The organism is Pseudoxanthomonas composti, from assembly GCF_004122095.1.
GTDB classification, from domain to species: Bacteria; Pseudomonadota; Gammaproteobacteria; order Xanthomonadales; family Xanthomonadaceae; genus Pseudoxanthomonas_A; species Pseudoxanthomonas_A composti.
The window spans coordinates 14,341-25,519 of sequence record NZ_SAWZ01000015.1 but is presented as its reverse complement, the minus strand read 5'-3'; the positions used below and the strand labels follow the sequence as shown (position 1 = coordinate 25,519).

The following is an 11,179-nucleotide window of genomic DNA, read 5'->3' as shown; positions in this document are numbered from 1 at the left end:
GCAGGCGCTGGCCGGTGCCGGCATCCGGCCCCGGCGTCAGCCCGCGCCTGCGCCTTGGCCCGCCTGGCCCTTGCGCGGGAACAGATAGATCAGCGTGCCCACCGCCATCGCCGCGGCCACCGCCAGCAGGTTGGACAGGCTGGCGCTGCACAGCAGGCCCAGGGTCAGCAGCAGCGCCAGCACCGGGATCAGCGGACCGCCGGGCAGGCGCAGCGCGTTGGGGTTGTCGCGGTGGCGGCGCGCCAGCACGATCACCGCCGCCGCCGTGCCGATGTAGGCCAACAGGCGCGTGACCATCGACAGCAGCGCCAATTTTTCGAACGAGCCGGACAGCGCCAGCGCCACCGACAGCACGCCCTGCAGGATGATCGCCGCGGCCGGGGTGCGGAAGCGCGGATGCACCCGCGCCAGGAGTTTCGGGCCGAAGCCGTCCTGGGCCAGGGCGAACAGGAACCGCGGCCCCAGCATCACCGTGTTGCTGGTGGTGCCCAGGATCGAGATCACCGCGCCGATGGTCAGCACCAGCGCCAGACCTTCGCCGCCGAAGCGGCTGGCGGCATCGGCCAGCGGCGTGGCCGAGTCGGCCAGCCCCGGCAGCGTGCCCATGGCCACCACCTGCACCGCCGCGTAGATCAGGGTCACCAGGGTGATCATGGTGATCAGCGCGAAGGGCACGTCACGCCGCGGGTTGCGGAACTCGCCGGCCGCTGCCGGGATGTTCTCGAAGCCCGCGTAGGCGAACAGCAGCAGCAACGCCGCCTGGCCCAGGTTGGGCATGTCGGAAAGGTCCGGCGCGGTGCCGGAGAAGGCCAGCGACCAGTCCATGAAGAACAGGCCCATCACCACGAACAGCAGCAGCGGCAGCAGCTTGCCGATCACCAGGGCCACGCCGGTGCGCGCGGCCGAGCGGATGCCGATGACGTTGATCGCCGTCAGCGCCCCAAGCGAGGCGATCACCACCAGCAGACGCCCGGCATCGGTGGCCGCATACGGCCAGAAGCGCGAGACCGCATCGGCCAGGCCATTGCCCAGCGCGGCGGCCGAACTGATGCGGGTCAGCCAGATCATCCAGCCCACCTGGAACCCGGCGTAGCGGCCGAAGGCCTCGCGTGCGTACAGATAGCTGCCGCCAGGCGTGTCGAAATAGCTGGCCGCCTGCGCGTAGCACAGCACCAGCAGGGCCACGGCGATGCCGGCCAGCAGCACCGCCCACAGGCTCAGCGGGCCCATCAGCGCCACCGTGGCCGCCGGCAGCAGGTAGATGCCGCTGCCGATGACGTCGTTGATCGACAGGCCGACGATCTGCCAGCGGCTGACCGCGCGGACCAGCGCAGGTTGCGAGGTTTCCCGCGGGGCGGCGCTCATCCGTGCGCTCCCGGCAGCTCGGGTAGGTGCCATGGGCCCTGCAGGCGCATGTATTCATCGCGCGGCAGCAGCACGAACACCGGCTTGCGCGCCGGCTTCAACCAGTCCAGCAGCTGGTCCATGTTGGCCGCCTCCATCGAGGTGCAGCCGGCGGTGGCCTCGCCCGGGGCGCGGCGCAGGTGGGCGAAGATGCAGCTGCCGCGTCCGGGCACCGCACTGGCGTTGTGGGCGATGACGAAACCTTCGCGGTAGCGGATGTCGCCGGCGCTGCGCAGGTCCAGCCGCATCGGTTCGGTGGAACCCTGCACCGCCGCGTCCCCGACCTTGGCGCTGTCCACGATCTGGTTGTACAGCGGCGAGGCCGGCACATCCATGCAGTAGCTGGTGGCCTGCATCGGCAGGTAGGGCAGGGCGGTCTTGCGCGAGGCGGCGTAGCCGAAGGCCGGGCCGATGGCGAAGATGCCGGCCGGGCTCTTGCCGTCGCCTTCGGCCTTCAGCGGGCCGTCCTTCTGCGGTGGGTGCAGGCCCATGCCCCAGGCGCTGCCGGTGCGGCCCAGCGACACCGGGAAGGCCTCGCGCACCGCCACCCACTGGCCTTTCTTCTTCTCGAAGGTCTGCAGCTGGCCGGCCGGCGCGTTCCAGTCCAACGACACCACCAGCACCAGCTGCCTGGCTTGTTCGATGGCGGCAGGGGCCTGGGCGCGCGCCGGGCCGATGCAGGCCCACAGGCCGAGCAGCAGGACCAGCAGGGCGTGGCGATGTCTGGATGCGGGCATGGCGGGCAGTTCCGGTGGGGGCGGCGGGATCAACTGTCGAGCAGGCGCTGCACGCGTTCCAGGTTGGCCGCCAGCAGGCGGTCGCGGCCGGAGGCGGTGCGCGACAGCAGCACGAAGACGAAGTCCAACAGGGTCTGCAGGGAGGAACGGTACAGCAGCTGGGCGATGGCCGGGGACGGGTCGTGCGCGGACACCACCAGCGGCAGGTCGGCGTGCGCGCGCAGCGGGTTGGCGGTGTGCCGGGTGATGGACACCACCTGGCCGCCGGCATCCTGGAACTGCCGGGAGATCTGCGACAGCTGCGGCAGCTTGCCGAACTCGGAGAACATCAGCAGCACATCGCCCTGGCGCACCGCCGACAGGCTGGTGGTCATCAGCACCGGGTCGGCGTGGTGCACCGTCAGCTGGCCCAGCAGCGACAGGCGCATGGCGAACTCGCGCGCGAACAGGCCGTCATCGCCCAGGCCGTAGACGAAGACCTTGTCGCAGGCGTCCAGCGCGGCCACCACCGCCTCGATGGTGGCGCGCGGGTTGAGCGCGCGGGTGTCCTCCTCGGCCGCCGCCTTGCTGCGGGCCAGGGCCTGCTCCAGCTGGCGGTAGGCATCGGCGGCTTGCGGCGCCTGCGCCTGCGCGGCCTGCGGCTGGGCGCCGTCGCGGGCCATGGCCTGGCCCACCGACCATTTCAGGTCCGGATAGCCCTTGAAGCCGAGCTTCTGGCTGAACTTGACCACGCTGGACTGGCTGATGCCCAGCGCATCGGCCAGCTGCTGGGAGGAGTAGTCGCGCAGCAGGTGCGCGTTGTCCAGGATGTAGTCGGCGATGCGGCGCTCGATGGCCGACATCTGGTCGCGCGCCGAGCGCAGCTTCACCAGCGGCGCGATGACGGCGCTCATGTCTCCAGCAGCTCCAGCCCGCGCACTTCGCGGATGCCCAGCCCGGCGCCCTGCCCGATGGTGATCTCCGATTCGTTGAAGGACACCCCGCCATCGACCGGGTTGAAGCGGCCCAGCGACGGGCCGTCCAGGTCCACCTTGGTGATGGTCTCGGCCTTGGCCACGGCCACGTGCACCGCGGCGGCCACGCTGATGCTGGACTCGATCATGCAGCCGATCATGCAGTCCACCCCGTACAGCGCGGCGATGTCGGCGATGCGGATGGCGTTGGAGATGCCGCCGGTCTTCATCAGCTTGATGTTGATGATGTCCGCCGCGCGCTGCTTGATCAGGTCGATCACCTGGGTGGGGCCGAACACGCTCTCATCGGCCATCACCGGCGTGTGCACGCGCTCGGTGACGTACTTCAGGCCCTCGATGTCCGCCGCCTTCACCGGCTGCTCCAGCAGCTCCAGCGCCACCCCGGCGTCCTCCAGCTTGTGCATGGCGTGCACGGCCTGCTTGGCGCTCCAGCCCTGGTTGGCGTCCAGCCGCAGCAGGGCGCGGCCCTCGACCGCGGCGTGGATCGCCTTGACCCGCTCGATGTCCAGGCCGATGTCCTTGCCGACCTTGATCTTGAGCGTCTCGAACCCGCGCTCGATCGCGCTGAGCGAGTCGGCCACCATCTTGTCGATGTAATCCACGCTGATGGTGATGTCGGTGGTGATCACCGGGTCGCCGCCGCCCAGCAGCTGGTACAGCGGCGCGCCGTACAGCTGGCCCCACAGGTCGTATAGCGCGATCTCCACCGCCGCCTTGGCGCTGGTGTTGCGCTCCATGGCCGTCTGCACCAGGTGCGTGAGCCGGTTGAGGTTGGCGATGTCCTGGCCGATCAGGCGCGGGCGGATGTAGCCGCCAATGGCCTCGATGATCGAGCCATGGGTGTCGCCGGTGATCACCGCCGTGGCCGGCGCTTCGCCGTAGCCGATGTGGCCGCTGTCGGTGTGGATCATCACCACCACGTCCTCCACCGTTTCGATGGTGCGCAGCGCGGTCTTGAACGGGGTCTTCAGCGGCACGCGCAGCATGCCGAAACGGATGTCGGTGATCTTCATTCTGCTGCCGTGGCGCCCTTGGGTCTGATGCGCTGGATGTTGGTGATCTGCTGGAGATAGCTGCCCGTGTCGCTGGCCATCATCGGCTCCAGCGGGGTGACCGATACGCCGTTGAGGTGCGCGGCCACGCGCTTGCCGTCGGCGCCCAGCCAGCCGCCGCCGGCGGTGTCGTGGATCATGTAGGCCATGCCGTCGAGGTGGCCGATGTTCACCATGACGTGGCCGGGGATGTAGACCAGGTCGCCGACCTGCAGGGCGTCCACCGCGGCCTGGCGCCTGGCCATGTCCTTGGGCGCGCGGCCCTTGCGTGGTGCGTCGAAGGCGATGCGGTCCAGCGCCGGGCTGACCGCCTGCGCGCTGGTGTTGCGCGGCACCAGGATGCCGAAGCTGCGGTAGATCTCCGAGACGAAGCCGCTGCAGTCGCGCGCATCGTAGTCGTGCCCCCAGCCATAGCGCTCGCCCAGGAACTTGAAGGCCTGCGCGATCAGGTTGCGCGCGGTCAGCGGCAGGTAGCGGTCGGCCACGTCCGCCGTGCGCGGCAGCAGCGCCGGCACCAGCTGCAGCTGCCCTTGCGCATCGCGGATCGGCAGCTGGATCACATGGCCGGTGTAGGGGTGCTGGCCGTTGACCAGCGCATCGACCGGCCACTGCCGCAACAGCGGCACGCGCACGCCCATGTCCAGCTGCAGCTGCGAGACCTGCGGCTGCTCGGGGGTGTAGGTGGTGCGCACGGTCGCGCCGGTGACGATGAGAAAGTCCGGTGAGCGCGCATAGCCCAGCACCTGCCCGCGCGTGCCGATGGCGACCTTGTCGGCCTGGATCCAGGCGTCGTAGCGCTCGCTGGCCACGAACAGCCACTGGCCGTCGGCGCTGGCGTGCAGCACGGCCACCGCATCGCCCGGGAACAGCGCCGATTCCTGGAAGCGGTCGAGATCCAGATCGCCGGTGCGCGAGAACGCGCGCAAGGACGTGGGGAAGGTGCGCAGGGCCGCGCGTGCGGTGACCAGCCCGAAGCGCGGGCTGGACTGCGGCGCGATCGCCTCCAGCGCCATCGCCCGCTGCAGGTCATCCAGCGCCGCAGGCGAGATCGGCTGACCCTGCACGTCGTACAGCGTGCGCGTGGGCGGGGAGGACAGGGCCTGGATCGCCTTGAGCATCTCCTGGCGCGACCACTGCGCCGGCAAGGCCTGCATGTCGCGGATATGCGGGTCCTGCGCGCGCATGCGGGCGTTCTGCGCGGCGATGCCGGCGGCATCCAGCAGCAGCGCATCGGGTTGGGCCTGCCGCGCGATCCAGAACTGCGGGTCCAGCTGCGCCGGGGTGACGCCGACCACGCCGGTCGAGGCCGGCACGGCGGCCGCGTGCGTCGGCGCGTCCGCGCGCACGGGCGCGGCAGCGAAGGTGCAGGCCAGCAGCAGGCTGGCCAGCGACGCGCGCAGGGGCTGGATCGATCGAGGCATGGGCTTGGGTCCGCTGCGGAAGCGTTGAGGAATACTTATTTCTTTGGACTTCAAAATCAAGAATAAATTATTGACCACGGCGAATCCTGCGTGTTACACCGCCACGACGGGCACGGGGAAGCATGGTGCCTGCCTGCAAGACCGCGCCAGCCCGCTCGCCGATCGCGCGTGAGGGTCCGGCCTTCGTTGGGGTCGGCATGGCCCTGGCCTGCGGCAGCTGCCGCAGCGTGTGCGGCACCCCATTCGTTTCCTAGGAGAGAGCCCTTGTCCGTCCATTGCATTCTTCCCAGGCGCCGTCGCTTGACCACGGCCTTGCTGGCTGGCCTGTGCCTGCCTGCTGCCGCGTTCGCGCAGTCCGACCAGGGCGGCGCCACGCGCGATCTGGACAAGGTCACCGTCACCGGCTCGCGCATCGCCCGCGCGCAGGTGGAGGGCCCGGCGCCGGTGCAGGTCATCACCGCCGAGGATATCCAGAAGCAGGGCTTCTCCACGGTGTGGGAGTCGCTGGGCACGCTGACCCAGTTCACCGGCAGCGCCTTCAACGAGGCCGACCAGACCGGCAGCTCGCCCAACGGGCAGTTCATGAACCTGCGCGGCCTCGGGCCGGGTTACCAGCTGATCCTGCTCAACGGCAAACGGCTGGCCGATTACCCGCAGTCCTACGGCACCAACGGCAGCGCGGTCAGCCTGGGCAGCATCCCGGCCGCGGCCATCGAGCGCATCGAGGTCATGAGCGGCGGCGCCTCGGCCATCTACGGCTCGGACGCCGTGGCTGGCGTGGTCAACATCATCACCAAGACCAACTTCGATGGCGACAGCGTGCGCGTGCGCGGCGGCACCGCCACCGAAGGCGGCGGCGACACCGGCCAGCTGCAGTGGACCGGCGGCAAGACCGGCGAGCGCTGGAGCCTGACCTACGCCTTCGAGCGGCTGGACCGCGAGGAAATCACCGCCTCCCAGCGCGGGCTCTCGTACTACGCCCATCCGCAGTACCGCAACAATCCGGCCAAGCCCACCGCCTCGATCTCCGGCGTGTACTTCCTCGATGGCGGCACCTACAACTGGCTGGGCGACGACGGTGCGCTGTCCACCTCCACCGCGGCGCTGGAACAGGCCTGCGCGCGCACCAACCCGGATTTCGTGCCGTTCTACAGCAGCACCAGCGCGGCCGCGCCCAACCGCTGCGGCGCGCCCGGCTACTACGACGCGCGCTCGATCCAGAACAGCTACGGCAAGACCTCCGCCTACCTGGCCGGCACCTTCGATTTCACCCCCAACCTGCAGGGCTATGCGCAGGTGCTGGCCACGCAGTCCAAGGATTCCAGCTCCAGCCAGACCCATTACTACATCGGCGAGACGCCCTTCACCGTGTTCGACCCTGAGCTGGGGCTGGTCACCGCCCAGCGCATCTTCCTGCCGCAGGAAGTCGGCGGGGTGAAGAAGATCCGCTACGACGAGAAATCCTGGAGCCTGAACACCGGCGTGCGCGGCACCGTGCTGGACGGCCGCTTCGACTGGGACGCCAGCGTGTCGCTGTCGCGTTTTGACATCACCACCGAGCGTCCGCGCTTTCTCACCAATGCCGTGCGCGACTACTACCTGGGCCCGCTGCAGGGCTACACCGCCGCCGGGGTGGAGATCCGCCAGTTCAACGTGGACCGGCTGTTCGCCCCCGGCAGCGCCGAGCTCTACGACCAGCTGACCACCAATGTGGTCAGCAAGGGCGAGTCCAGCACCGACCAGGCGCAGTTCGTGATGAGCGGCGAGCTGTTCCAGCTACCGGCCGGCGCCGTGCAGGTGGCCGGCGTGCTGGAAGCGGCGCGCCAGGAATACGTGCTCAGCCCCGACATCCGCACCACGCTGGACTACACCGGCAGCGAGCGCATCTACAACCTGCAGCAGACCCCGGGCGGCGGCCAACGCGACCGCTACGCGGCCGGCCTGGAGTTCCGCGTGCCGATCGTCTCGCGCCTGGATGCCACGCTGGCCGGCCGCTACGACAAGTACGACGACATCACCGCGGTGGACGATGCCATCACCTGGCAGGCCGGCCTGGAATGGCGTCCGCTCGACAGCCTGCTGCTGCGCGCCAGCCACGCCACCAGCTTCCGCGCGCCGGACCTGCTGTGGGTCTACGCCGGACGCACCGCCAACAACCCCTTCATCGTCGATGAGTACCAGTGCCGGCGCGACGGCCTGGACTACGCCTCAGACGCCTGCCAGACCGGCTACGAGTACCAGTCCTTCTCCACCAACTCTTCCAACCCGCTGCTGGAGGAGGAGAAGGGCAAGTCCACCACGATCGGTTTGGTCTGGGACGTGCTGCCATCGCTGTCGATGAGCGTGGACTGGTACCGCATCGAGCTGGAGAACCGCGTCCAGGCCCTGAGCAACGAGTACTACCTGGAGCAGAACGCCAACTGCCTGCTGGGCGTGGACCGCCAGGGGCAGGCCGTGAACACCGCGTCCGAGGCCTGCGGGCTGTACACCTCCACGGTGGATCGCACGGTCACCGAGCTCAATCCCAACGGCAACGTGCGCTCGTTCGAGACCTATCCCATCAACGCCGCGCTGCTGCGCACCGAAGGGGTGGACGCCAACCTGCGCTACAGCTTCGATGCCGGCAGCTGGGGCGCCTTCTCGCTGCAGGCAGGCTGGACCCACGTGCTGAAGATGGAATCGGCCCAGTTCAGCGATGAGCCGGCCGTGGACGTGATGAACGACGTGGAATACAACGCCTTCCGCACGCGCAGCAACTGGCGGGTGAATTGGAACCTGCGCCAGTGGAACGCCAGCGTCTACGGCTACCGCTTCGGCACGCGCCCCAACTACGCCGAGACCGGCCGCACCGCGCCCTACGTGGTCTGGAACCTGGACCTGTCCAAGCGCATCACCGACAAGGCGACCATCGGCCTGAGCGTGCTCAACGCCTTCAACAAGATGCCGCCGCGCGATGACACCTACACCGCCTGGCCGTATTTTCCGCGGGTCTACAGCGCGATCGGCCGCCAGGTCTTCGCCAACTTCACTTACGATTTCTGAGGCAGGTCGCGCTGGATCTCCAAGGGATGCTGCTGTGAGCGCCACTTCAACATCGCTGCTCCACAACAGCGCCTGCTCCAAGCCTCAAACCCTCGCCTGGAGGTTGCGATGAGCCTCACTCGATCGATGCGTGATCTTTCCGGCTTCGACAAGGCCCGGACGTGGGTGATGGCGGGCCTGGCGCTGCTGGCCTGCGCCGGCGCAGCCGCACAGACGCCAGCGCCGAACGCGCGGCAAGGCCGCTTCGACGCCTTGTTCGACCAGGCCATGCAGCGTTACCAGCTGCCTGGGTTGGCCGTGGGCGTGGTGCAGGACGGGCAGGTGGTCTACACGCGCACCGCTGGCGAGCTGGAGGCGGGCAAGGGCCGGGCGATCGATGCCGACACGTTGTTCAAGATCGCCTCCAACAGCAAGGCCATGACCACCGGCCTGCTGGCGCGGCTGGTGGACCAGGGCAAGCTGTCCTGGGACGACCCGGTGCGCAAGTACCTGCCTGACTTTCGCATGCACGACCCGTGGGTGACCGAGCAGATCCAGGTGCGCGACCTGCTGATCCACAACAGCGGCCTGGGCCTGGGCGCGGGCGATCTGATGCTGTGGCCCGAGCCCAACCATTTCACCCGTGCCGACATCATCGCCGGGCTGGCGCATCTCAAGCCCACCCACAGCTTCCGCGCGCACTACGCCTACGACAACCTGCTGTACGTGGTGGCCGGCGAGGTCGCGGCCAAGGCCGGCGGCAAGCCCTACGAGCAGCTGATCCGCGAGGAAGTGTTCGGCCCGCTGGGCATGCACCGCTGCCAGGTCGGCGCCTGGTCGCGCGATGGCGTGGGCAACGTCGCCCAGCCGCACATGCAGCAGGCCGGCAGGAACGTCGTGGTGCGCGAGGATGGCGCGCAGATTCCCGATTCGCCGTCGATGGCCGCCGGTGGGATTCGCTGCAGCCTGCGCGACATGCTGACCTGGATCGGCATCTGGCTGGATACCGATACCGCGCGGATCTGGATCAGCCCGGCGCAGCGCAACGCGGTGTGGGCCCTGCAGACGCCGATGCCGATCTCCCAGCGCATGCGCGACTGGGATGGCACGCACCTGTACGGCTATGGCTACGGCTGGCGCATCTCCGATGTCGATGGCCAGTGGAAGGTCGCGCACACCGGCACACTGATGGGCATGTACTCCTCGCTGGTGCTGCTGCCGGACCAGCGCACCGGTTTCATCATCCTCATCAACGGCGAGGGCGAGGGCGCGCGCACCACGCTGGGCCAGGCGCTGACCAAGTTCTATACCGCGCCGGGCCGGGCCGAGCTGGACGTGGACCACTACGCCGCACTGCTGGCCGCGGCGGCCGCGCCTGCGACGCCGCGCAAGCAAACCGCGCCCGCGCCAAGGCGCATCGCGGCCACGCCCAAGGCGATGGCGCCGTGGCTGGGCGTGTATCGCGATGCCTGGTTCGGCGAGGTCCGCATCTGCCCCAAGGGCAAGGGCGTGCACTTCCGTGCCAGCAAGTCCCCGCGCCTGCAGGGCCCGGTGATGCAGGTCGGCGAGCGACTGCTGGTGGACTGGACCGATCCCAGCGTCGACGCCGAGCCCTGGCTGTCCTTTTCCGGCGGCGCGCAAGGCCAGGTCGGGCTGAAGCTGGCGCACGTCGATCCCGGCGCAGACTTCAGCTACGACTACGCCGACCTCGACTTCGTGCGTACAGGCCATTGCCCGGCGCGCTGAGTCATCGACTTGACCCGTGTTTCGTTGACAGGATCCCCCATGTCTCACACCCTCCTCCGCCCTTCGCCTGCTCCCGCGCTGCCACGGCTGCTGCGCGGCGGCGCCGCCGCCCTGCTGGTGCTGGCCCTGGCCTCCTGCGCCAGCGGTCCTGCGCGCAATCCGCTGGCGACCTGGCGCGCGTCGCCCAACCAGGATCTGCGGCGGCCGATCCTGATCGTCATCCACTTCACCGACCAGGACTCGGTGGAGGAGAGCCTGCAGACGCTGAGCACGCGCAACGCCGGGGGGCCAGTCAGCGCGCACTACCTGATCGGCGCCGATGGCAAGCGCTTCCAGCTGGTCAGCGACGAGCGCCGCGCCTGGCATGGTGGCGCCGGCAGCTGGGGCACCATCACCGACGTCAACTCGGTGTCCATCGGCATCGAGCTGGACAACGATGGCCATTCCCCGTTCGCCCAGGCGCAGATCGACAGCCTGCTGGTCCTGCTGGAAGACCTGTGCACGCGCCTGCGTATCCCGCGCACCCAGATCGTGGGCCATGAGGACATCGCGCCGACCCGCAAGACCGACCCCGGGCCGCTGTTTCCCTGGAAGCGCCTGGCCGATGCCGGGTTTGGGCGCTGGCCGGCCGCCGACGCGCCGCCCGCGCCGGAAGGCTTCGACCCCTACACCGCGTTGCGCCTGATCGGCTATCCCATCGCCGACCGCGCCGCCGCCGTGCGCGCCTTCCGTCACCACTTCCGCGGGCTGGAGGGGGAGACCCTGGACGGCGAGGACCTGCGTATCCTCAACAGCCTGAGCCAGCCGCCCGCACCCTGAGGTGG

General features: G+C 69.3%; 8 protein-coding genes. 3 read left to right on the top strand and 5 right to left on the bottom strand.

All coding sequences use genetic code 11. The annotated features are described in order from the left end of the window. Positions 1–36 precede the first annotated feature (36 nt). Genes EPA99_RS18070 through EPA99_RS18050 form a run of 5 tightly spaced genes read right to left on the bottom strand, consistent with a single transcriptional unit; the run spans position 37 to position 5,588 of the window. Positions 37–1,365 carry an APC family permease gene (locus tag EPA99_RS18070; RefSeq protein ID WP_129472657.1) on the bottom strand — a complete coding sequence of 443 codons (1,329 nt, stop codon included), beginning with the start codon at positions 1,363–1,365 and terminating at the stop codon, positions 37–39. After that, positions 1,362–2,141, bottom strand: coding sequence for a L,D-transpeptidase family protein (locus EPA99_RS18065; protein WP_129472656.1), 780 nt, complete (start codon positions 2,139–2,141; stop codon positions 1,362–1,364). Before EPA99_RS18065 ends, EPA99_RS18070 begins: the two co-directional genes overlap by 4 nt. A gap of 29 nt (positions 2,142–2,170) precedes the next feature. Next, the gene (locus tag EPA99_RS18060; protein WP_129472664.1) at positions 2,171–3,022 is read right to left on the bottom strand and encodes a MurR/RpiR family transcriptional regulator; all 852 of its coding nucleotides are present in this window, start codon (positions 3,020–3,022) and stop codon (positions 2,171–2,173) included. 8 nt (positions 3,023–3,030) lie between these two features. Then, positions 3,031–4,128 (bottom strand): dipeptide epimerase, encoded by a 1,098-nt coding sequence (locus tag EPA99_RS18055; protein ID WP_129472655.1) that lies wholly within the window; start codon positions 4,126–4,128, stop codon positions 3,031–3,033. Continuing rightward, a complete protein-coding gene (locus EPA99_RS18050; protein WP_129472654.1) occupies positions 4,125–5,588 on the bottom strand; it encodes an SH3 domain-containing protein in 1,464 nt (487 codons plus the stop codon). The genes EPA99_RS18055 and EPA99_RS18050 overlap by 4 nt, the downstream gene beginning before the upstream one ends. Positions 5,589–5,888: 300 nt before the next feature. Here EPA99_RS18050 and EPA99_RS18045 point away from each other — a divergent pair, with 300 nt between their 5' ends. The 3 genes from EPA99_RS18045 to EPA99_RS19040 all read left to right on the top strand — a co-directional run bounded on the left by EPA99_RS18045 (position 5,889) and on the right by EPA99_RS19040 (position 11,174). Continuing rightward, positions 5,889–8,630 carry a TonB-dependent receptor plug domain-containing protein gene (locus EPA99_RS18045; RefSeq protein WP_241688465.1) on the top strand — a complete coding sequence of 914 codons (2,742 nt, stop codon included), beginning with the start codon at positions 5,889–5,891 and terminating at the stop codon, positions 8,628–8,630. Positions 8,631–8,756: 126 nt separating this feature from the next. After that, positions 8,757–10,355 (top strand): serine hydrolase, encoded by a 1,599-nt coding sequence (locus EPA99_RS18040; protein ID WP_241688464.1) that lies wholly within the window; start codon positions 8,757–8,759, stop codon positions 10,353–10,355. Positions 10,356–10,394: 39 nt separating this feature from the next. Then, positions 10,395–11,174: an N-acetylmuramoyl-L-alanine amidase gene (locus EPA99_RS19040; RefSeq protein WP_241688463.1), complete on the top strand. Its 780-nt coding sequence runs from the start codon at positions 10,395–10,397 to the stop codon at positions 11,172–11,174. Positions 11,175–11,179: the final 5 nt, after the last annotated feature.

What these genes read in the sequence shown, in the direction of transcription:
- EPA99_RS18070 (WP_129472657.1), bottom strand. Translation starts at nt 1,365, where the DNA reads ATGAGCGCCGCCCCGCGGGAAACCTCGCAACCTGCGCTGGTCCGCGCG.
- EPA99_RS18065 (WP_129472656.1), bottom strand. Translation starts at nt 2,141, where the DNA reads ATGCCCGCATCCAGACATCGCCACGCCCTGCTGGTCCTGCTGCTCGGC.
- EPA99_RS18055 (WP_129472655.1), bottom strand. Translation starts at nt 4,128, where the DNA reads ATGAAGATCACCGACATCCGTTTCGGCATGCTGCGCGTGCCGCTGAAG.
- EPA99_RS18050 (WP_129472654.1), bottom strand. Translation starts at nt 5,588, where the DNA reads ATGCCTCGATCGATCCAGCCCCTGCGCGCGTCGCTGGCCAGCCTGCTG.
- EPA99_RS18040 (WP_241688464.1), top strand. Translation starts at nt 8,757, where the DNA reads ATGCGTGATCTTTCCGGCTTCGACAAGGCCCGGACGTGGGTGATGGCG.
- EPA99_RS19040 (WP_241688463.1), top strand. Translation starts at nt 10,395, where the DNA reads ATGTCTCACACCCTCCTCCGCCCTTCGCCTGCTCCCGCGCTGCCACGG.